Annotated in this window: 18 protein-coding genes; all 18 read right to left on the bottom strand. The window is 54.7% G+C overall.

The features are described from left to right. Window positions 1–6 precede the first annotated feature (6 nt). Window positions 7–1863 (bottom strand): V-type ATP synthase subunit I, encoded by a 1857-nt coding sequence (locus ACTNC3_RS06575; protein WP_441226872.1) that lies wholly within the window; start codon window positions 1861–1863, stop codon window positions 7–9. Then, the gene (locus ACTNC3_RS06570; RefSeq protein WP_441226871.1) at window positions 1860–2474 is read right to left on the bottom strand and encodes a V-type ATP synthase subunit D; all 615 of its coding nucleotides are present in this window, start codon (window positions 2472–2474) and stop codon (window positions 1860–1862) included. Before ACTNC3_RS06570 ends, ACTNC3_RS06575 begins: the two co-directional genes overlap by 4 nt. An 11-nt stretch (window positions 2475–2485) precedes the next feature. Then, window positions 2486–3778, bottom strand: coding sequence for a V-type ATP synthase subunit B (locus tag ACTNC3_RS06565; RefSeq protein ID WP_441226870.1), 1293 nt, complete (start codon window positions 3776–3778; stop codon window positions 2486–2488). An 8-nt stretch (window positions 3779–3786) separates the two neighbouring features. Next, entirely contained in the window at window positions 3787–5517 is a 1731-nt protein-coding gene (locus ACTNC3_RS06560) for a V-type ATP synthase subunit A (RefSeq protein WP_441226869.1), read from the bottom strand. A gap of 25 nt (window positions 5518–5542) precedes the next feature. Next, window positions 5543–6067 (bottom strand): hypothetical protein, encoded by a 525-nt coding sequence (locus ACTNC3_RS06555; RefSeq protein ID WP_410043750.1) that lies wholly within the window; start codon window positions 6065–6067, stop codon window positions 5543–5545. 15 nt (window positions 6068–6082) lie between these two features. Continuing rightward, on the bottom strand, window positions 6083–6643 hold the full coding sequence (locus tag ACTNC3_RS06550) for a hypothetical protein (protein ID WP_441226868.1): 561 nt from the start codon (window positions 6641–6643) through the stop codon (window positions 6083–6085). A gap of 263 nt (window positions 6644–6906) precedes the next feature. Next, entirely contained in the window at window positions 6907–7809 is a 903-nt protein-coding gene (locus ACTNC3_RS06545) for an RnfABCDGE type electron transport complex subunit B (protein ID WP_410043752.1), read from the bottom strand. A 16-nt stretch (window positions 7810–7825) separates the two neighbouring features. Further along, window positions 7826–8440, bottom strand: a complete 615-nt coding sequence (locus ACTNC3_RS06540; RefSeq protein WP_410043753.1) for an electron transport complex protein RnfA — start codon at window positions 8438–8440, stop codon at window positions 7826–7828. A 2-nt stretch (window positions 8441–8442) separates the two neighbouring features. Beyond that, a complete protein-coding gene (gene rsxE, locus ACTNC3_RS06535) occupies window positions 8443–9132 on the bottom strand; it encodes an electron transport complex subunit RsxE (protein ID WP_410043754.1) in 690 nt (229 codons plus the stop codon). Between the two features lie 13 nt (window positions 9133–9145). Further along, a complete protein-coding gene (locus ACTNC3_RS06530) occupies window positions 9146–9754 on the bottom strand; it encodes an FMN-binding protein (protein ID WP_410043755.1) in 609 nt (202 codons plus the stop codon). Then, a complete protein-coding gene (locus ACTNC3_RS06525) occupies window positions 9751–10704 on the bottom strand; it encodes an RnfABCDGE type electron transport complex subunit D (protein ID WP_410043756.1) in 954 nt (317 codons plus the stop codon). Before ACTNC3_RS06525 ends, ACTNC3_RS06530 begins: the two co-directional genes overlap by 4 nt. Further along, the gene (gene rsxC / locus ACTNC3_RS06520) at window positions 10704–12092 is read right to left on the bottom strand and encodes an electron transport complex subunit RsxC (RefSeq protein ID WP_441226867.1); all 1389 of its coding nucleotides are present in this window, start codon (window positions 12090–12092) and stop codon (window positions 10704–10706) included. The genes ACTNC3_RS06525 and rsxC overlap by 1 nt, the downstream gene beginning before the upstream one ends. A gap of 324 nt (window positions 12093–12416) precedes the next feature. Next, window positions 12417–14255, bottom strand: coding sequence for a glutamine--fructose-6-phosphate transaminase (isomerizing) (gene glmS, locus ACTNC3_RS06515; protein WP_410043758.1), 1839 nt, complete (start codon window positions 14253–14255; stop codon window positions 12417–12419). A gap of 733 nt (window positions 14256–14988) precedes the next feature. Continuing rightward, window positions 14989–16104 (bottom strand): DUF4349 domain-containing protein, encoded by a 1116-nt coding sequence (locus ACTNC3_RS06510; RefSeq protein WP_410043759.1) that lies wholly within the window; start codon window positions 16102–16104, stop codon window positions 14989–14991. Between the two features lie 34 nt (window positions 16105–16138). Further along, a complete protein-coding gene (locus ACTNC3_RS06505) occupies window positions 16139–17236 on the bottom strand; it encodes a hypothetical protein (protein WP_441226866.1) in 1098 nt (365 codons plus the stop codon). Continuing rightward, on the bottom strand, window positions 17230–17796 hold the full coding sequence (locus ACTNC3_RS06500) for an RNA polymerase sigma factor (protein ID WP_441226865.1): 567 nt from the start codon (window positions 17794–17796) through the stop codon (window positions 17230–17232). The genes ACTNC3_RS06505 and ACTNC3_RS06500 overlap by 7 nt, the downstream gene beginning before the upstream one ends. A 304-nt stretch (window positions 17797–18100) precedes the next feature. Then, a complete protein-coding gene (locus tag ACTNC3_RS06495) occupies window positions 18101–18790 on the bottom strand; it encodes an FMN-binding protein (protein ID WP_410043762.1) in 690 nt (229 codons plus the stop codon). A 702-nt stretch (window positions 18791–19492) separates the two neighbouring features. Continuing rightward, window positions 19493–23245 (bottom strand): phosphoribosylformylglycinamidine synthase, encoded by a 3753-nt coding sequence (locus ACTNC3_RS06490; RefSeq protein ID WP_441226864.1) that lies wholly within the window; start codon window positions 23243–23245, stop codon window positions 19493–19495. Between the last annotated feature and the right edge of the window lie 14 nt (window positions 23246–23259).

The raw sequence follows: 23259 nt of genomic DNA, 5'->3' as shown, positions 1-23259 counted from the left end.
AAAAGCTTACTGTTTAATTTTATCGTTTAATCTGAACGGGTTGTACGCGATACCGGTCCACTCCAGTCCTACCTGTCCGGAGAACTCGAGCACGTTCAGACGTACACCATGTACAACGACAGAGAGAATACACATAACGATATTGATGACGTGTCCGATCAGTACGATCACGACGGCAGCAATCATCAAAGGTCCATGTGCAAGACCTGCGGCCATGTTGTTAAAGCTCTGAGCGATCGCGAGTCCCGCCATGCCTACGGCGAAGAGTCGGATGTAGCTCATGATATTACCGAAGCAGCTGATCGTGTTCAGGAAGACGGTAAATGCTCCGCCTAAGCTCGAAGCGATACCTGCGCCGATGCTCTTGCCCGGTGCCATGCCGTTCGTAAAGAGAACCAGTACGAAGCCGATCGCCACCGCTGCAACGACCGGTGTCAGCGGAAGCTGCTCGTGTAATACGAGGTAGAGTGCCAGAAGGTACATGCCACAGATGGTAAATAACCATCCGATATCGGACAGGAAGCTGAGATCCTTCTCTTCCATCTTCTTTTTGACGGCGAGGAGGCTTCCGAGCTCCATCTGCATTGCACCGATGGTGAAGGAGAACTTCATCATGTTGTTCTGCTGCAGTGCGGCCGGTACATCGAAGTACTGCGGATAGTTCGCAAAGCCCGGCAGAACCAGTGCGCGGAGGAACGGAACCTTCATCGCAGATTCCATACCGAACCAGGTACCGGTGATGGCACCCCAGATCACGGTTGAGGTCGACAGTACCAGGAGCAGGAAGCTCGCGGTGTCGATTTTTCCGCTCTTCTTGATCATCACGATGGTGCCGATCAGGAACAGGAGGCCGTAGCCACCGTCTCCGATGATCATCGCGAAGAACAGTGCGAAGAACAGCAGGAACCAGAGTGAGATATCCGTCTCATAGTATCCAGGCAGGATGCCCAGCATATCATAGAGCGGCTTGATCAGCTTGCTGACCTTGTTGTAGCGAAGCTTCGTCGGGATGTGCTCATCCTCAGTGGAAACTTCGTCGATCGCGTATGCCCAGTGATTCTCGCGGGCACCTTCCTTGAACCGGTCGAGATAGATCTCCGGGATGTAACCGGACAGCCATACGAGCTGTGTATCGCCTTCCGCGGTTTCGCTTGCGGAGGAGTACTCCTCTGCGTTCTGCGCGTCGAGCAGCTTCTGATGGAAGCTGTTTTCATGAAGCGCCGCCTTTTGAAGGAGCGCATCACAGGCTGCCTGTGCCTGCTGGCAATCCGCGATATCCTGCTGCAGCTCGGCGAGTCCCTTTTCCGGAAGCGTGAATTCACTCGCGTTATAGCTCATCGGGAGTGTACCGATCACGGCGATGGTGTCTGCCTTATCGACCGATGCGAGACGAAGAACCCGGAGGCTCTCGTCTGCCATGATCGCTGCGCATACATCCTTATCCACACGGTAGAAATGGAGGTCGTAGCCGAGCTTCTGAAGCTCGCGGACATCCCTCGGTGAGAACTGTCCCCATGGCTCGATGCGTTCCATCTCTGTGATGTCGGCGGTGATCTGCTGTGTCAGCTGATCCTTCTTCGCGAGTGCGTTCCGAACCTCCTGGTACAGCTGCTCGAATGCCTCGTCCGAAAGAAGTGCCGGTGCTTCGCCTGCAGCGTCTTTCTTTGTATCCTTGCTTTCCGGCAGATACTCCTGAAGCTTCGAGGAGACACGCGCGAGCTCAGTGAAGCGCTCACTCGCAGCCTGACTCGCCTGCTTCTGCTCTGCCAGATGGAGAAGTCCCAGGGAACGGAGCCCCTCCAGCATGTCATCTTTATGTTCAGCGGTGGTCACGACGTGAACCATTTTCATTTTTTCTATCATCGTCCTGCCTCCACCAGTTTTTTCTTTGCGATCTTGCCGCGTACGACAGCGGCTGTCTGCTGATCACCGAGGTAAACACCGATGATACGGATGTTTTCCTTAGCCTCCGGTATCTTGACCTTCTCGAAGAGGTTTACACGCTGGGATGTGGAACGAAGTTCCTTTTCCAGAAGCTCCACCTGCTTGCGAAGGGTTGAAACCAGCGCATCCAGACGCGCGATCTCACGCAGCTTGATCAGTGCAGTGTCCACCCATAAAGGGTAATCATCCACGTTATAGGAGATGTCCTTGAAGGTCAGCTCCTTGAAGGCCGGGATCTTCACACCGGCGACATTTTCGATACCGGAGATCACCTTGTCCGGCTGTACCAGAGTGTCCAGCTGTTTATCGGTATCAAACAGCGTGTTCTCTGAAAATACAGCTACCCAGTCATCGAGATCGCCGATCATCTGCTCCCGCTCCACTTCCTTCGCGGCCAGATCGTCCTTCACCTGCATGATGACGGACTGCAGCTGCTGCTTTTTCAGCTGCAGGGTCGGCAGGTAACGCTGATACTCTTTCAGGTGATCTTTCTGCACTTTCTGTTCATTTTTCGTGAGTTTGATCGCCATTGACTGCTCCTTTACTCATCCAGCTTCTTCGGCCATCTCTCCTTGATCAGGCTGGTCTTCAGACCGGTCTCGTTCGGCTCGAAGCACTCCGCGAGGATTTCCCAGCCGAGATCCAGTGCCTTCTCGAGAGGAATGTTTACACTGAGGTCCATCAGCTTCGATTCGAAGAGCTGACCATACTTGAGGAGCTTATCATCCCAGGAGCTCATCGCGAAGCCCATGGACTTCTTCTCCAGACTCTCCTTGTACTGTGCATAGAGCTTGATCATACCATCCATCAGTGCACGGTGGTCGTCACGTGTGCTGCCGTTGACGTTCTGCTTTAGTCTGGACAGGGAACCGAACGGCTCGATGTGTCCATTTCGAAGATAGAACTGACCCTCGGTGATGTAGCCGGTGTTATCTGGTACCGGGTGGGTGACATCATCACCAGGCATCGTGGTTACACCGAGAATCGTGATGGAACCTGCGCCATCGATATCCACGGCCTTCTCGTAACGGGATGCGAGCATACTGTAGAGATCGCCCGGGTAACCTCGGTTCGAAGGTACCTGCTCCATGGTGATCGCGAGCTCCTTCTGTGCATCGCAGTAGCTCGTCATATCCGTGAGAAGTACGAGTACCTTCTTGCCCTCGAGGGCGAACTGCTCTGCGACGGCGAGGGACATATCCGGAACCAGCGTACTCTCTACGGTAGGATCCGCTGCGGTATGAATGAACATGACGGTGTGACTCATCGCGCCGCCCTTTTCGAGGGTGTCACGGAAGGTCAGGTAGTCGTCATACTTGAGGCCCATACCGCCGAGCACGATGACATCAACCTCTGCCTGCAGTGCGATACGCGCAAGCAGCTGGTTATACGGCTCTCCGGAGATGGAGAAGATCGGGAGCTTCTGGCTCTCGACGAGGGTGTTAAACACATCGATCATCGGGATACCGGTACGGATCATGTGCTTCGGAATTACTCGCTTCGCCGGGTTGAAGGATGGTCCGCCGATATCGACCATGTTTTCGGTCAGGGCAGGACCGTTATCTCTCGGTACACCGGCACCATCGAAGATACGGCCGAGCAGATGCTCGGAGAAGGAAACCTGCATCGGTCTGCCGAGGAAACGCACCGGGTCGTTCGTGCTGACACCCTGTGCACCGGCAAATACCTGGAGGGATACGAGATCCTTATCCAGCTTGATTACATTCGCGTAACTGTCACCGACCAGTGCGAGGTCTCCGTTTCGGATGCCCTCTGCACGGACGGTAACGACGTTACCGACGATCGACTCAATTTTTGTATATACTTTTTGCATAAGACCTCCTAAGCGATTGCCTTTGATTTATAGAAATCAGCGATCTTATTCTTCTGTGCTTCAAAAGCGTCTGAATTAAATTCGGTTCCGTGCCAGTCCAGGAACTCCTGTCTCAGCTGGTTAAAGAAGGAACGAATCTCATCCTTGTCCTCGAGGTCGTACTGCTGCATCAGTGCATCGTAAAGAAGATCGAACTCGACACGCTGTCTCTCCGGAGAGTCGGCCGCATCGATCGGATCGAAGGAGTTCTGCTGGAGGTAAACGGCATCGAGAAGCTCACCCTTCTGATAGGTGATGTAATCTTCTGCCGTCGTACCTTCCTCACCGACGACCTTCATCATCTGGTTGATTTCGATACTTCTCTTCAGAATACTGCGGCTCTCTTCTACACGATCCATCGGGATGATGCCGGTATACTTCGACCAGGATTCCGTCGGATTGATCGCCGGGTACTTACGTGCATCGGAACGCTCACGGCTCAGTCCGTGGAAAGCGCCGACGACCTTCAGGGTTGCCTGTGTTACCGGCTCATCGAAGTTACCGCCGGCCGGGGATACCGTACCGCCGATGGTGACTGAACCGATGGAGCCATCCTTCAGACGGACCTTACCGGCACGCTCATAGAAGGCGGCGATGGTGGACTCAAGGTATGCAGGGAAGGCTTCCTCACCCGGAATCTCCTCGAGACGTCCACTCATCTCTCGCATGGCCTGGGCCCAGCGGGAGGTAGAGTCTGCCAGAAGAAGAACATTGAGACCCATCTGACGATAATACTCTGCGAGGGTTACTGCGGTATAGCAGGATGCTTCTCGTGCGGCAACCGGCATCGAAGAGGTATTACAGATGATGATGGTTCTCTCCATCAGGGAACGACCGGTACGCGGATCATCCAGCTCCGGGAATTCCTTCAGGATTTCAACGACCTCACCGGCACGCTCTCCGCAGGCAGCGACGATTACGATATCAGCTTCTCCGTTCTTCGCCTCCATGTGCTGAAGAACGGTCTTGCCTGCGCCGAACGGACCAGGTACGCAGAAGGTACCGCCCTTTGCGATCGGCAGGAAGGTATCGACACAACGAAGCTGCATGATCAGCGGCTCATCCGGACGAAGTCTCTCTGCGTAGCACTTGATCGGCTGCTTGATCGGCTGCGTGATCACCATGCTGAGCTCCTTCTGCTCACCGAGGCTGTTCTCGATGACGCAGATGGTGGCACGTACATTATACGTTCCCTTTTCCTTGATGGACTTTACGGTCCAGTCATCCCCCTTCAGGGTGAACGGAACCATGATATGGTGGGTGAAGATACCCTCCGGAACGGTTCCGATGGTATCACCGGCCACAACGCTGTCCCCTGCCTTTACGCTCGGTGTGAATTCCCAGTCCTTATCCGGGATCGCGTCGAGGTATACACCTCTCTGCAGGAAGAAGCCACACTGCTCTGCAAGCTCCGGAAGCGGGTTCTGAAGTCCATCATAGATCTGTGTCAGAAGTCCCGGACCCAGATCAACACTCATCAGCTCACCGGTAAACTCGACCGGATCACCGACCTTGATGCCATTTGACATCTCATAAATCTGCATACTGGCGATTCCGTTATTGATACGAATGACCTCACCCTTCAGGCGCTTTCCGTCGACGAGGATATAGCCTACCTCGTTCTTACGGACGGCACCGTCGAAGCTTACATTTGCCATGTTACTGTTAATGCCAGTTACATGTCCTGTTATTGTTTCCATAAATGTCTCCCGATATTTCTACTTGTTACAAACTGTAAACGCGCTGCTGCACGACACGGAGCAGGCGGCGGAACTCGGCCTGACCCTTCTCGTGTTCGAAGCTTCTCTGACGTTCGAGCAGCTTCAGCTTCAGCGCATAGCCGAACAGTACATAGTCATCAAACATATGAAGACCTACCAGCTGATCCAGCTGCTGGAATGAGAAATCCAGCATGATCTGCTCTGCCTCCAGAGGATTCTTCGCGGTAAGTGCGGAGCCGACGACCTGTGCCGTCACGTAATCCTTCGTGGAAGGTGCAGGATAGCTCTTTCCGAGCTTCATGCTACGCTGATAATTCAGCTCCTTCGTCATCGCACCGTACACCTGGTTCCACTCCTTTACGAGCGGGCCCTCCGCCGAGTTCAGTGTGAGCTCCGATAAGAGCTTATACGTGCCACGGCTGACGGTGGATTCACATAAATCAAGAAATTCCTGATAGCTGAGTGGCATATCTCCGTCACTCCGGAGTTCCGGCAGGCTCGATATCAGATAATAATAATGCGAAGCCATGAGCAGTACCTCCTATCAGATTTCAAGGTTTCTGAAGTACGGCATCATCATCTCTGCGATCGCATCATCGGTACAGTCGAAGTATCCTGATCCATCCTTGGCTGCCAGACGGAAACCGGCATTGACGCCTCTGGTCGGCTTGATCTCGAGGCCGTTTCGAACCTCGTCGGCGAGCTCTGCCTTCAGCTCATCGGATACAGCAGCGACCTCTGCGCTGTACTGCGCCACATCCTCGCCCGCCAGTGCGGCACGAATCAGCTTACCCAGCGCGGCACCGGGCAGTTCCTTGCGGATATCGTTCTTCAGAAGCTTCTCGTATTCCTTCTGAACCTCCGTCTTAAACGAGAGCATGGCGTCACGCTTTGCCTGCTCTGCACTGACAGCGGCACTTTCCTTCATGACTCCGATTTCCTTTTCTGCGCCTGCTTTCGCAGCAGCAGCTTCTGCCTTTGCATCGGAAATAATTGCGTCTGCTTTTTTACGGGCTTCCGCAATGATAGAGTCAGCTTCAGCGTTTGCTGCATCGACACCCTCTTTGCGAATCGATGTAACCAGATCCTGAATCTGTAATTCCATAGGCCTCCTCCTTGTATGCAATGTTAATATTTTGGTAATCCCAATTCAGATAATTATAATTGTTAAAAATTTATTAGTAAAGATTCTTTATGTGATTTTAATATTTCGGAGATTTCTTCCTTTTTTACTATCTATTTTCGGAAACTATAGTACCTGAACTTCGATAGGATCAACATCTTGTATCTTATCATACAGCATGTCTATTTAATACATACAAAAAAGAGCCTGTGTCATAAAAGACACAGACTCTCTTCTATACATATTTATGCTTCCGGCTTCGTAGCCTCTGTTTCAGCGGCCTTCGGCGTCGGTGCAGTCTCTGCAGCCTTCGGAGCGGTCGGAGCAGCCGGCTTCTTGACCACCGGGCGCTTACCAGTGATGGCACCGGTCGGACACTTCTGGGCACAGATACCGCAGTCCTTACAGTTCTCGTTCATCACTGCAAGATCATTCACGATATGGATACCATCGAACGGACAGTTACGCTCGCACATACCGCAGGCGATACATCCGGTCGCGCAGGCATCCTTGACCGCCTTGCCCTTCAGATGGTTCTGGCAGGCAACGTTATGCTTCTTCTTATACGGAACGAGATCGATGATGTGCTTCGGGCAGGCCTTCATGCAGGCACCACAGGCCACACACTTCTCCTTATCGACGACAGCGACACCGTTTACGATGTGGATCGCATCGAATGCACAGGCCTTCACGCAGGTACCGTAACCACAGCAGCTGAATGCACACTCTTTCTCGGAACCGTTTGGTACGACCGCAAGATCGGAACAGTCTGCGATACCGGAATAGTGGTATGCCTGCTTCGCCTTCGAGCAGTCACCCTGGCAGCGTACGAACGCGACCATCTTGCTGGACTCGTCGATCGGCTCCGCCTTGACACCCATCACCTCAGCGATCTTCTCAGCGACCGCAGCACCACCAACCGGACACTGGGTGACGGCAGCTTCACCGCTTGCGATGGCCTTCGCACAGCCATCACAGCCCGGGAATCCGCAGGCACCGCAGTTGTTACCTGGCAGACAGTCTCTGACCTTCGCTTCACGCTCATCTACTTCAACCTTAAACTTCTCGGAAGCCACGCCCAGGAAGATGCCGATGACTAAACCGACAGCGCCGACCAGGATGGCAGCAACAACGACAAATAATACCATTTTCTCTACCCTCCTATCAGATCAGACCCTGGAATCCGAAGAATGCCATGGACATCAGGCACGCCGTCAGAAGAACGATCGGTGCGCCCTGGAAGGAACGCGGGATGTCCTTGTTATCCTCGAGCACATTCTCACGAACATAAGAAAGGAGGAGAATGGCGAGGGCGAAGCCGATACCGATGCCGAGTGCGTATACGATACACTCGATCATGTTGAAGCCATAGCTTACGTTGTTCAGTGCAACACCGAGTACGGCGCAGTTCGTGGTGATCAGCGGAAGGTAAACACCGAGCGCATCATAGAGGCTCTTCATGTTCTTCTTCATGAACATCTCAACCAGCTGCACGAGTGCGGCGATGAGCAGGATGAAGACGATGGTGTTCAGGAAATCGAGACCATCCTTGATGCCCAGTGCCTTACAGATCGGGGAGCTTGCGCTCATGATGCCCACATAGATCAGGTGGGAAACGATCGATGCCAGTACCGTAACGAAGATAACGGCAGCGCCCATACCTTTGGAAGCGGAGGACTTCTTCGATACACCGAGGAAGGCACAGATTCCGAGGAACTGAGACAGAACGACGTTGGAAACAAGAGAATATTTAATTGCAATTAACAGAAGATCTACCATACTCATGCCTCCTTCACGTCAGCGGCATCTGTGCTCTGGTTATATGCACCGAACACATCGCCGGAGGTTACAAATTCGTTTGACTCCTGTCCGCCGTTGGTTGCAGACGGAAGGCCCAGCTTGTTCTGGATCGCGGTAAGGAAAGCGAGCACCAGGAACGCACCCGGAGCCAGAACCATCATACCGATATGGAAATCATCCGGGATGATCTGGAAGCCGAAGATGGAGCCTGCACCGAGGATCTCACGGAATGCACCGAGCGCAACGAGTGCGAAGGTGAAGCCGAGACCCATTCCGAGTCCATCGAAGAAGGACAGGATCGGCGTATTGAACAGCGCAAAGGACTCTGCACGTCCGAGGATGATACAGTTTACGACGATCAGCGGGATATAGATACCGAGCGCGCTGTAAACATCCGGCGTATAGGCCTGCATGAGGAGCTGTACGACGGTTACGAGCGATGCAACGACGACGATCTCACTCGGAAGACGCATACGACCAGGAATCACCTTACGAATAGCGGAAATGAGCATGTTGGACATGACCAGTACGGCGGTCGTGGAAAGACCCATGCCGATCGCGTTGGTCGCACTCGTGGTGGTTGCCAGCGTAGGACACATACCAAGCATCATGATGAAGGTAGGATTTTCTTTAACGATACCGTTATAAATTCTTTCTACATATTTATTCATCTTCTATCCTCCTTCACTTAAGGATGTAATCCTGAACAAATTCAGTAGCGGCATTGACCGTGTTCGTAACCGCGGTCGAGGTGATGGTCGCACCTGAAATTGCATCGATTTCATCCTCACCGGCACCGCCGCCCTTCTTTACAGAGAGCTTCGTGCCCTTGCCGGCAAACTGCTCATAGAATGCAGGCTCTGTAGCCTTCTGACCGAGACCTGCCGTCTCCGGAAGTGTTTCCGGGAAGGAAATACCGGTTACCTTGAGGTCTGCATCGACACCGACGACGACGATGACACTTCCACCGTAACCAGCGGCTGAGCCCTTGACGATGTAGCCGGTTTCTGCACCGGATGCATCCTTCGCAGCGACGACAGAAATCAGGGAAGCGCCGCCATTATCGGCTGCGATCTTTCCATCGCTCTGTGCGGTGGTGAGGGCATCTGCATAGGTTTCATCATCGTACTCCTCTGCCGGCATAACCTGCTTGTAGGATGCGATGGTGGAAGCCATATTGATCTCATAGATCTTCTGCTTCGTCAGGCCGTAGGCACCACCGAGGCAGCAGCCGGAAATCAGTGTAATCAGTGAAAGGACAAGCGCGTCCTTCATAAATGAATCCTTCTTCATTTCTTAGCGCCCTCCTTTCCGAAAGCCTTCGGTACGGTATGCACATTGATCATCGGCACGAGGATGTTGCAGATGATGATGGCATAGGAAACACCCTCTGCGGAGCCGCCGAAGAGACGGAACAGTCCGGTCAGGATACCAAGCATAATCGCGAAGATGATCTGGCCGAGCGGGGTGATCGGGGATGTAACATAGTCCGTCGCCATGAAGAATGCACCGAAGATCAGTCCACCGGCGCAGAGCTCACAGGCGAGATAGTAAAGGTCGAAGCCGTGACCACCGAAAAGCAACGTGAATACGGCAACGGTTCCGATGTAGATCAGCGGGATCTTCGGAGAAATCACCTTACGGATGATGAGGTAGGCTGCACCGATCAGTACGCAGAGCTTCGAAACCTCACCGATGGTTCCAGGGATACGTCCGAGGAAGGCAGCACCGAGGTCGATCTTTGCAATCGCGTCTGGATTTGTCTTCATGAAGGCAAGCGGGGTTGCACCGGAAAGTGCATCTGCGCCGACACCGGTGAAGCTGGTCATCTTACCTGCGAAGGAAATCAGCAGGAAGCATCTGGCAGCGAGTGCCGGGTTCATGAAGTTCTTACCGAGGCCGCCATAGAGCTGCTTTACGATGATGATGGCAAAGACAGCACCGAGGCATGGAATCCATGCCGGGATATTCGGCGGGCAGTTGAGTGCGAGGATGAGACCTGTAACTGCAGCGGACCAGTCCTTGATGGTGATCGGCAGCTTCATGCACTTCTCATACACAAGCTCGGAAATTACAGCAGCAGCGACCGTCAGGATACATACGAGTGCAGCGTTGAAGCCCCACTGGATGATACCGTACAGGGTCGTCGGAATCAGGGCGATGAAGACATCGCGCATGATTTCCGCAGTCGTTACGTTGTCACGAATATGCGGATTTGAGGAAAGATTTAAAAGCTTACTCATTATTTCTGTACCTCCTCCGCTTTCTTCTCAGCGGCCTTCGCCTCTGCTTCAGCCTTTGCCTTTGCAGCGGCAGCTCTACGCTCCGCACCGACACGGCGCTTCATCTCCTTGAAGCCCTGGGTGAGCGGACGCTTCGCCGGGCATACATATGCGCAGGCACCACACTCGAGACACTCCATGCCCTCGAGCACTGTGAAGCGGGCGGTATCCTTCTTCAGTGCAGCCTTGAACATCATGGTCGGCATGAGGTTCTCCGGGCATGCGGAAACACAGCGACCGCAGCCGATGCAGGCTGTGGTCGGCTCATGGGAAACCTGATCATGTGCGAATGCCAGGATGGAGCTCGAGTTCTTCGCTACCGGGATATCCAGCTTAAAGAGCGGAATACCCATCATCGGTCCACCGCAGACGATCTTCTCCGGTTCGGTCTTGAAGCCACCGGCCTGATCCACGATCTCCTGGTAGTTCATACCGGTCGGCACGCGGAAGTTGCCCGGCTTTGCCATCGCATCACCGGTGACGGTGAGGATTCTCGAAACGAGCGGCTTCGATTCACAAACGGCCTCATAGATGGCGAGCATGGTGGCAGCATTGTCCACGACGCAGCCTGCGTCTGCCGGAAGCATACCGGAGTTGATCTTACGACCCGTGATCGCATAGATCAGCTGGCGCTCACCACCCTGCGGATACTTGGTCTTCAGTGACACAACCTCGATGTTGGACTCGCCCTTTGCGGCTTCCGTCATCGTGCGGACAGCCTCTGGCTTGTTGTCCTCGATACCGATTACGCCCTTCGCGTTCGGGAAAATCGAAAGGATGACCTTGAGGCCGCCGATGATCTTCTCCGGCTCCTCGAGCATGATGCGATAGTCGGAGGTGAGGTAAGGCTCACACTCGGCACCGTTTACGAGGAAATAATCGATCTTATCGATGTTCTTCGGTGCCAGCTTCACGGAGGTAGGGAATCCTGCTCCGCCCAGTCCGACGATACCGGCTTCCTTTACGATATTCACGATCTCGTCACGCGTGAGCTTCGTATAGTCTCTCGCCTGACCGAAACCCTCGATCGCTTCATACTGCTGGTCGTTCTCTACTACAATTGCGTCTACCATGGCTCCGCCGGCCGTCAGCTTCTTCTCGATACTCTTTACAGTACCTGATACAGAGCAGATGACAGGTGCGGAAATAAATCCACCAGCCTCAGCGATCTTCTGTCCGACGAGGACACGATCCCCCTTCGCTACAACCGGCTTCGCCGGTGCACCGATATGCTGAGAAAGCGGATAGACCATGAGTCCCTGTGGCTTCAGCTCGACGATCGCCTGATCCTTGGCGAGATCCTTGCCGTCATAGGGATGGACGCCACCTTTAAAAGTGGTAACACCCATGTTCACATACCTCCTAAAATAAAATCATAGACTGATATATTATATCAAATTCGCGAGGCTCGACAACGAATTTTCTTCGAATGTACGCCTTTTTGTGCATGTTTTTAACAAAAAATTTGTTAAAATAATGACATAATGAACAAAAATTTGTCAATATCTGGAAAAAGTCACCAACTCGGAGTTTTTCTCCGGTCTGGTGACTTTTTCTTAAAGATTTACCGCTGCTTTCTTCTGCATGCGAAGCAGCGGAACTGCACGCATGCGGATTCCGAGCGCTCGGTTCTTGAAATCCGATGGTGAGACGGGACCGTGCTTCGGCTCAGCTCACTCCACGGTGACGGATTTCGCGAGGTTTCTCGGTTTATCGACGTCGAGGCCCTTGGCGACGCTCACATAGTAGGCGAGCAGCTGGAGCGGTACGACGGCGAGGCTGGTCGCGAAGTACGGGTCCGTCGATGGTACGTAGACGGTGAAGTCTGCGGTATCCTCGATGCTGTAGTTTCCATAGCTTGTGAGGCCCATGAGGTAGCCGCCACGGGATTTCACTTCGACCATGTTCGACACGGTCTTTTCGAAGAGCTCCGGCTGGGTCAGGATGCCGACCACCAGGATGCCCTTCTCGATCAGGGAGATGGTGCCGTGCTTCAGCTCACCGGCCGCATAGGCCTCAGAGTGGATATAGCTGATCTCCTTCAGCTTGAGCGAGCCCTCGAGTCCGATCGCATAGTCGATGCCACGGCCGATGAAGAACACGTCCTTCGCATTGGCCTGCTTCGCGGCGAACCACTGGATACGCTCCTTATCGAGCAGGATGCGCTCGATCTTCTCCGGCAGTGTTCCAAGCTCTGTGATGAGCTCCGCATAGCGCGCCTCCTCGAGCTCGCCCCGTACCTTCGCAAATTCGATGGCGAGGGTGTAGCCGGCGATGAGCTGGGTGGAGTATGCCTTCGTCGTAGCGACCGCGATCTCCGGTCCGGCGAGGGTATAGAACACGTTATCCGCCTCGCGTGCGATGGAGGAACCGACGACATTGACGATGCCGAGGGTCCGGATGCCGCGTGCCTTCGCTTCACGAAGTGCGGCCAGCGAATCGGCCGTCTCACCGGACTGGCTGATGATGATTACGAGGCCGTTCGGATCGAGGATCGGGTTTCGGTAACGGAACTCGGACGCGAGCTCGACACGCACCGGGATCCGGGCGAGGCCCTCCATCACGTACTGTGTCACGACACCGACATGGTAGGCAGAGCCACACGCGACGATGTAAATCTGCGAAATCTTCTGGATCTCCTCATCACTGAGGCCGACGGGGGACAGATCGATGTGACCATCCTTTACGACGGAAGTGATCGTATCACGGACAGCCTTCGGCTGCTCATAGATCTCCTTCATCATGAAATGCTCGAAGCCACCCTTTTCGGCGGCCTGCGCATCCATCTTGATCTCGACGAGCTCCTTTTCGACCGGCTCCTGATCGAGATTGAAGAACTCTGCCTTTCCGGCGGTGAGCTTCGCGATCTCGGAATTGTCGATGTAGTACACGTTCTTGCAGTACTTGAGAATCGCCGGTACATCGGAGGCGACATAGGTCTCGCCCTCTTCGACGCCGATGATCATCGGTGCGTCCTTCCGGGCGACGTAGATCTCCCCCGGGCAGTCCATGAACATGAATTCGAGGGCATAGGAGCCGCGGATCCGCATCATTGCCCGTGCGATCGCGTCGATCGGTCCCTGTCCGTACTTTTCATAGTAGTAGTCCACGAGGTTGACGGCGACCTCGGTATCGGTCTGGCTGTAGAACTGATAGCCCTTCTTCAGGAGCTTATCCTTGATTTCCTGGAAGTTTTCGATGATGCCGTTGTGAACCGCGACCACCTTATGATGAAAGCTCATATGCGGGTGGGCGTTGGTCTCGGATGGCTCGCCATGGGTCGCCCAGCGGGTGTGGCCGATGCCGGTGGTGCCCTTCATCGCCTTGCCGTCGTTCGTCTTCTCCATCAGATTCTTCAGGCGTCCCTTTGCCTTCACGACCTCGATCTCGCCCTGCTCGTTCCGCACGGCGATGCCGGCTGAGTCATAGCCTCTGTACTCGAGCTTCGAAAGGCCGTTCAGAAGAATTGGTGCTGCCTGCTGCTGTCCTACATATCCTACAATTCCACACATAAAAAATCTCCTCTCACTGATCAGACGCATGCATCCGACGGGCGTTCTGCACAGGAAAGCAGGGCGGGCATCACCGGGAGGTCTGCCGGGTGTTTCTGCTGCCCGCATAGCATGCAGTGCCGCTGCGGTGGGTACAGAACAGGGGCATGCAGCGTGCATGCCCTGTGGATGTATGGGTGTTGTTCAGTGTGGGGAAACTTCTGTTACGGTGTTGATTCCGCTTTTTCTTTTTCCTCTTACGATCACTACTCCGTGACAGCATCCGCCGAGTCTTTCGATGACTGTCATCCTCGTCGACCTTTACGGTCCTGGCGCTAATGGATCACCGGTCTCCAGACGGAAGGATCCATTTGCCGCAAACTATAGCACAAAATGAGGTCTGCGGCAAGGCGGTGTGCAATCATGCCCGGTGCCCATACCCCGGAGAACGGCAACAGAAACACAGTACTGTTCAGACGTGGCTCGGCGGACAACAGCCGAAAACACAGTACTACGAGACCGGTGAAATCTAAGCCGGGGACCCTAAGCGGCACTAGGCCCTCTGCAATCGCTGAGTTTTCTTCATGAAAACTCAGCGTTGCAGAGGGTGCTAAGGAAAATGTACCAAGTGCCGCTAAGGGGACCCGGCTTGATTTCACACGGTCTCTTCGTATGGCTTCCGGCTGCCGTCCGCCGAGCCACGTCTTGACTTAACTACGCTTGAACAGTAACACCGACCTCGTAGTACTGCGCTTTAGTTATCGGTCCTTCGGTTTTCGTGATCAATGCTTTCTTCAGATGAATTTACTGGTGGAGCAACCTTGTCCGCTATGTTCGGGTTTACTTTTTCAGATTTTCTGGTTTTCCTGCGGCTGCGGATGGCCTTCACGATGCGGTAAATAATGAAAAAGAGGATCGCGAGGACGAGGAGTACCGGGATGCTCGCCAGGAACCAGATGAGGAAGCTGGTGACGGCGTCACCGAGGTCTTCGAGGTTCGATTCGAGGTTTGCCTGTACACGGCTCCAGAAGCCGCTCTTTTCCGAGGCGGTGAGGACGGTGGTTTCGCTGACATCGACCGTGACCGTGGAGTAATCGACCTGGTTATCGTAGCGGCGGAGGTCGGATTCGAAGCTGTCGAGCTGGTAGCGGATCTCCGACAGGCGTTGTTCGATGGCGATGACGGCGTCGACGGATTCGGCCTTCGCCATGAGCTGAAGCAGTCGGTCATATTCTGCCTGGAGGGCCTTCTTCCTAGATTCGGTGTCATGATACTGGAGGGTGATGTCCTGGGTATACTCGTACTTTCTTGTGAGATTGGCTTCTCCCTCAGCGAAGCTCAGGAAGCTGTCGACCTGTGGCTTCGGGATGCGCAGGGTGAAGTAGGCGCTGCGGCGACGGTCGGTATAGGCGTTACCGCTTACATCGCTGGACTCGATGTAGCCGCCAAGTGCGGTCGTCTTACTCTGAATATCCTGTACGAAGGTATCGAAATCGGTAGTCTCGAAGCTGAGGTCGACGTTTCGGATGAGCTTACGGGAATCCGGGATCTTCGTGGTATCGACCGAACCGTCGGCGCCGGTGCTGTCTGTGCCGGTATCGCCGCGTTCCTGCAGCGAAACGCTGTTCATTTTCATATTCGCTGCGCTGTCGTAGTCGGCGACGGCCTCTTCTGCTGAGGCTTCGTTATACATGCCACCGCTGGCAGCTGCCATCGTCTCACTTACATAAGCGCTTTTACTGGCACTGGCACCACAGGCCGTGAGGCCGGAGACCAGCAGAAGGCCGGCAGCAGCGAGCGCCAGCAGGCGCACGCTGGTGTTGTTCAGGCGCTTCCGTTTCATTATGGTGGTATCACTCTTTCTTTTCATGGTCAGCTCCTTTCTGTATGGCCATGTGTTTTTCTTATTTCCAGATCGCTGGATCGATGGCTTCTATGAGGCTTCGGATATCATCTTCCGTGAAGTGCTGGTCTTCAGCTACACAGATGGCGTAGCTGAGGTTCAAGCTGTGATTGCTCCAGGTGGCGACGGAGATCGTATCTCCGTTTCCGCGGATCGTGACGGAGCGACCGCCGCTGGTCAGCGTCTTCTCCTGTGCGTAGCTTGTGTAGTCACCGCTGATGTCTTCGGAGCCACGGCTCTTCCGGATACGGAAGCCCTCCTGCCCGTCGGCATCCTGATAGATAATTTCGAGCATCTCGCCATGCATCGAACGGTAAATACGATGATCAAAATTCTGGTAGCTTTCCGGGAGTTCAATCTGGAGTAGTGCATCGGCTTCTGCCTCTTCCAGTGAATCGAAGTCACTCCATGGGTTCGCCAGCTGCATGCTCTCCTGCGCATCCGAGGAGGCTGCCTCCGGTGTGGCACCGGTTTCCGTCACTGAGGATTTCATCCGCGCACTGCCATCCACTTCCATCGTGCCCTGATCCGCATACGGCGCTGCTTCGGCTGCCATCTCCGGATCACCTTCCGCTGCGGCGACGTCCGGATCTGCGCCGGTTTCCATCCTCGCGGATCTTTCCATCGCAGCTGCGCCTGCAGACTCCTGATCAGCTCCGGTGGCCGCGCTCTCGTCCTCACCATCGATAGCCCTCGCCATATCGCTTCCACCGGTGACGAACGCGACCGGTGCCATCGAGTTGCTGGCTTTTTCTGTCTTCATATATGCTCCGAAGCCGATTACGAGAACCGCAGCGGCCGCGATGATACCCATCGGCTTCCAGCGTTTCTGCGGTTTCATATAGAGGACCTTCGGCTCCGAATGACGATCTTCGTCCGGCATATCTGCTTTCGCTGGCGCCTCCGCTTCCTTCTGTGCGTCCATTTTCGTCTTCTCGACGTCCGCGTGCTTCATCTGCACAAGCGTCGCCGTCTCCACAGCCCCTTCCGAAGCCGCGCTATGTTCTGTATTTTCCGGGGCAGCCTCCGCGATATAGCGATCCTCGATCTCTGTCATCGCGTGCAGGAGCTGCCGCGCCTTTTCTTCTCTCGTCAACATGAGATGCCTTCCTTTTCTAACTCAGTCATGAGCTGTGCGCGCATGCGGCTCAGGGTCATCTTGACCTTACTTTCCGTAAAGCCATAGTCACCGGCGATTTCCTTGATTTCCGAAAGGTACCAGTAGCGGCGGACGAAAAGCTTCCTGTTTTCCGGCTTCTGGTGTTCCAGAAAGCGGTTGATACATTCGGTCAATGTCAACTGTTCCGGAAGCTGATCCGGCTGTCCCGCCCGGGTATCTGCCACGCACTCTGTGAGCTCATCGAGCGCCGCTGCGGGTTCACCCCGGCCACGCTTCTCCGCATGGGTATGCTCCCAGCGATTCAGTGCCAGATTCCGGGTGATCTTTCCGAGGAAGGTCCGGAGCATGGCCGGACGCTTCGGTGGAATCGCACCCCAGGCCCGGAGCCAGGTATCGTTTACACACTCCTCACTGTCCTCGTGACTGTAGAGTATGTTCATCGCGACCGTATGGCAGTACTTTCCGTATTTCTCATTCGTTGCGCTGATCGCGCTTTCCGACCTCGCGAAGTAGAGGTCGAGGATATCCTGATCGTTCATGTTGTGCCCTCTGTTTCTGTCCTTTCACCTATATACACCGGGTACATAGAGTGGCGTCACATACATTTCATAAAAATATACTGAATTTTTTCATCTTTCCATGGGTGGTGTCCCCGGAGCGTTCATGATCCACCGGATCACGGTTCTTTCCCAAGTGGCATTTCTTATATGCATACTTTTTATATTCATTTTACCCGATACCATCTGATCAGGCATCTGAAATCATCCTCGGAATTCTTACGAAAGTATGAAAAAAGCCGCCGGGAAAACCTCCCGACGACTTTTCATCATCACTCATGTACATTTATGCGCTGTAACGGTTGAGATAGCCGGCAGCACCGGATACCTTACCAGCTGCAGCATCATGTGCCTTCTGCACAGATCCACCCTCTGTACTTGCAGCATCGGCTGCAGTGCTTTCTGTCGCGACAGCCACGGTAGCATCCGCACTGTAGCGGTTCAGGTAGCCGGCGGCACCCTCTACCTTACCAGCCGCAGCGTCATGCGCCTTCTGTACGGAATCAGCAGTACCCTCCGTTTCGGACTCTGCCGCGCTGGCTTCACTCTCTGACTCCGCAGCTTCGGTCTCTGCGCCCGCTTCGCCGGCATAACCGAAGGTAGCCGGATCGACATCCGCATCCGCGATCGCCTGTGCTACTGCGTTCTTAATCGCTGTAGACGTGATAGTCGCACCGGAAACCGCATCCACATTCAGACTGTTCTCCGCGACGATAGTACCTGGCAGTGCATCGATCGCCTTCGTTCCGATATCCGGCGTCTCATTCGCCTCGGTCACGGTCACACGGTAAATCTTTTCCGGAGAGAACGCGACCTCAACCTTTACCGGTCCGTCCATACCCTGTGCACTTCCGTTTGCGATGATCGAACCCTCCGGAATCGCGTTCGCATTTCTGGACTGCATACCCGTTGCGATCGCAACGATGATACCTGCACCGATAACCACCAGTGAAACCATATTTGTATTCTTCTTCATTTCCTATTTCCCCTCATCCGTGCCGATTAACCCTAGTGGCACTTTTGTCAAACCATTCATACATTATAACACAGGTAGTTAACAGCAACAAGCAGAGATGCTTTTCAATACTTTCTATAATGACGCAAAAAGCGCCCCTTACGGGACGCTTCCAGCGGATAAAACATCTGTCTTATGTTATATATGTCAAACGGGGAACCGCCCCGATATGACCGTGCTTACTCGACATCCTGAATGTCCTCATAGTCTTCCTCGCCGGTACGTACCTTGACGGCACGCATCACATTGTAAACGAAGATTAGGTATAGCAAAAGGGCGTCTGGAAAAACCAGACGCCCTTGCCCATGAATGGTATTATAGTTATGGCTCCGCACGAAGTCTACTGCCATTTAGTTATATCTAAAATGAAATAAGGGAGCCCGGCGGGGTGGCAACAGATGCCATACGTAGAAGCCGTGTGAAATCAAGCCGGGTTCCCTTAGCGGCACTTGGTGTTATCTCTCCTTGGAACCCTCTGCAACGCTGAGTTTTCCTCAAGAAAACTCAGTGATTGCAGAGGGCCTAGTGCCGCTTAGGGGTCCCGGCTTAGATTTCACCGGTCTCGGAGTACTGTGCATCCGTTGCCACCCCGCCGTGGTCCTTCACCACAACATAAAGAGCGTCCCTTTCGGGACGCTCTCTGATCGCCATACAGGCATCGTATCAGTTAAAGTACTCCTTCGCTGCACGGAAGAGACCCATATCATAGTTACCAGGTACGTTCTTATACAGTCCGCTGCCCCAGCGCTCTGCGTGACCCATCTTACCGAGGACACGACCATCCGGCGAGGTGATACCCTCGACCGCATAGTAGGAGCCGTTCGGGTTGTACTGGATATCCATGGTCGGATGACCCTCGAGATCCACGTACTGGGTTGCGATCTGACCGTTCTCGACGAGCTGCTGGAAAAGCGCCGGCTCACAGAGGAAGCGGCCCTCGCCGTGAGAGATCGGTACGCTGTAGATGTCGCCCGGCTCCGTGTCAGCAAGCCACGGAGACATGTTCGAAGCGACACGGATGTTGACGATCTTCGACTGGTGGCGTCCGATCGTGTTGAAGGTCAGGGTCGGACAGTGCTCATCGGTATCACGGATCTCACCATACGGTACGAGACCGAGCTTGATGAGGGCCTGGAAGCCGTTGCAGATACCGAGCATGAGACCATCCCGCTTGTTCAGCATATCCATGGTTGCGTTCTTCACTGCCTCATTTCGGAAGAAGGAGGTGATGAACTTCGCAGAGCCGTCCGGCTCGTCACCACCGGAGAAACCACCTGGGATGAAGATCATCTGGGACTCGGCGATCCGCTTCGCAACCTGCTCGACGGAATCACTGATGTCCTGCTTCGTCATATTGCGTACGACGATGATCTCAGGATCGAGTCCTGCGTCGGCGCAGGCCTTCGCAGAATCATACTCACAGTTGTTGCCCGGGAAGACCGGAATCAGGACGTGCGGCTTCTCCACCTGGATGGCCGGAGCGACCCACTCCTTCTCGGTATAATCCGGAATCGTCACATCTGCTGCACTCTCCTCACTGTCCTTCTCGAGGTTCATATTGCAGGTGAAGACCTTCTCAAGCTTATCCTCGTAAGATGCCTCGAGATCACTGAGCTTCAGGGTCTCGTCGTTGTAACGGATCTCTGCATTGTCCGTGGTGACACCGAGGTCTGCCACGATGATGTTCGCTGCCTTCACAGCCGGATCATTATAGATCGCGTCACGGTCTGCTGCGTCACGGAGCTCCAGCAGGAAGCTGCCGTACTGATAGCCGAAGATGTCCTCGACACTCAGGCTCGGTGCGAAATCAAAGCCGATGTCGTTACCCATGCACTGCTTCAGTACCGCCTCGGCGGCACCACCGTAGGTCGGGGTGTAGATGGACGCGAGCTTACCGTCGAGCACGAGCTGATGTACGTACGCGAACAGGGCGAGGAGGGACTCCTTCACCGGAAGCTCATCACGGTACTGCGGCTTCAGCCAGAGCACCGGATGACCGGCTGCCTTGTACTCCGGGCTCACGATGTTCTTCGCATCCTCTGTGGTGATGGCGAAGGAAACGAGCGTAGGCGGAACATCGAGCTTCTCGAAGGTTCCAGACATGGAGTCCTTACCACCGATTGCAGCGATACCGAGGTCGAGTTGTGCGTTAAATGCACCGAGCAGTGCCTCGAGTGGCTGTCCCCAGCGCTCCGGCGTACGACCCGGCTTACCGAAGTACTCCTGGAAGGTGAGGTAGGTATCCTCGAAGCCTGCGCCGGTTGCAATCAGCTTCGCCGCAGACTCAACGACGGCGAGGTACGCACCCTTGTAGCAGTTCTTCTCAGTGATAAACGGGTTATATCCATAGGCCATGACGGATGTGTCATCGGTATGACCCTTTTCAATGGAGATCTTCGCCGCCATCGCCTGTACCGGTGTACGCTGATTCTTACCGCCGAACGGCATCAGCACGGTACCTGCACCGATGGTGGAGTCGAAGCGCTCGCTGAGACCACGCTTGCTGACCACGTTGAGATCCTCGGCCAGTGCCTCATAGTTCTCGGCGAAGCTGCCCCTCACCTCACGGGCAATGTGCTCGCCCGCCGCAGTCGTCACGCTGATGTGCTTCTCGGCACCGTTACTGTTCAGGAAGTCTCTCGAAAGATCGATGACATTCTTTCCGTTCCAGTGGGCGACGAGACGATTGGTGTCGGTGACGTCTGCCACGTGGGTCGCCTCGAGGTTCTCCTCATGTGCGAGCGCAAGGAAGCGCTCCATATCCTCCGGCGCGACCACGACCGCCATACGCTCCTGCGACTCGGAGATCGCAAGCTCTGTGCCATCGAGACCGGCATACTTCTTCGGAACCTTATCGAGGTTGATGTCGAGACCATCCGCGAGCTCACCAATCGCGACGGATACACCGCCAGCACCGAAGTCGTTGCAGCGCTTGATCAGCTTACTTGCCTCCGGATTACGGAAGAGACGCTGCAGCTTACGCTCCTCAGGTGCATTACCCTTCTGCACCTCTGCGCCGTCCTTCTCGAGGGATTCCACATTGTGCGACTTGGAGGATCCGGTAGCGCCACCGATACCATCACGGCCGGTACGACCGCCGAGGAGGATGACGACATCACCCGGTGCCGGAACCTCACGGCGTACGTTCTCTGCCGGTGCGGCTGCGACGACGGCACCGATCTCCATACGCTTAGCGACATAGCCCGGATGATAGATCTCATCGACGAGACCGGTCGCGAGGCCGATCTGGTTACCATAGCTGGAGTAACCGTTGGCCGCGGTCGTCACGAGCTTACGCTGTGGCAGCTTGCCTTTCATGGTCTCCTGTACCGGTACGGTCGGATCGCCGGCACCGGTGACACGCATCGCCTGATATACATAGCTTCTGCCGGACAGCGGATCACGGATCGCGCCACCGATACAGGTGGCCGCACCACCGAACGGCTCGATCTCGGTCGGGTGGTTATGGGTCTCGTTCTTAAAGAGCAGGAGCCAGTCCTGATCCTCGCCATCGACATTGACCTTGATCTTTACGGTGCAGGCATTGATCTCCTCCGACTCATCGAGCTTCTGGAGCTTTCCTTCCTTCTTCAGAACTTTCGCAGCGAGGGTACCGATATCCATGAGGTTGATCGGCTTCGTGCGGTTCAGCTCCTTGCGGGCTGCGATGTAACGATCCCATGCCTTCTGGAGCGCCGGATCAGCGAAATCGACATGGTCGATCGTGGTCAGGAAGGTGGTATGACGGCAGTGATCGGACCAGTAGGTATCGATCATGCGGATCTCCGTGATGCTCGGGTCACGATGCTCGGACTTGAAGTAATCACGGCAGAACTCGAGATCGTCGAGGTCCATCGCGAGGCCCTTCTCCTGACGGAAGGCATCGAGCTCCTCGTTCGGTGCATCGATGAAGCCCGTGAGGGTCTCGACCTCGGTCGGGATGTCATACTTTACATCCAGGGTCGCATAGGTGTCGAGGGAAGCCTCTCTCGACTCTACCGGGTTGATGACATACTTCTTGATTTCTGCGATCTCATCCGCGCTGAGCTCTCCGTAGAGGAGGTACACCTTCGCGGAACGTACCTTCGGGCGCTCACCCTGGGTGAGGATCTGGATACACTGTGCGGCAGAGTCTGCGCGCTGGTCGAACTGACCCGGCAGGAACTCGACGGCAAACACATACGCACCGTCCTGCTTCGGAAGCTCAGTCGATACATCATCGAGCTGCGGCTCGCTGAGGACGAGCTGTACAGCCTTATCAAAGGTCTCCTGGTCCAGTCCCTCGACGTCGTAACGGTTCAGAAGCCGTACGTCCGTGAGGTTCTTGATCAGAAGGATGTGACGGATATCATGGCGGAGTCCCTGTGCCTCGTGGCGGAGACCCTGCTTCTTCTCAACATAAATTCTATTTACCATGGATCGTAATCCTC

It is taken from the genome of Oribacterium sp. HCP3S3_B9 (genome assembly GCF_052064255.1).
In the GTDB taxonomy this organism is placed as follows: domain Bacteria; phylum Bacillota; class Clostridia; order Lachnospirales; family Lachnospiraceae; genus Oribacterium.
The sequence above is the reverse complement of the archived record's forward strand: the minus strand, read 5'-3'. Positions and strand labels throughout refer to the sequence as shown.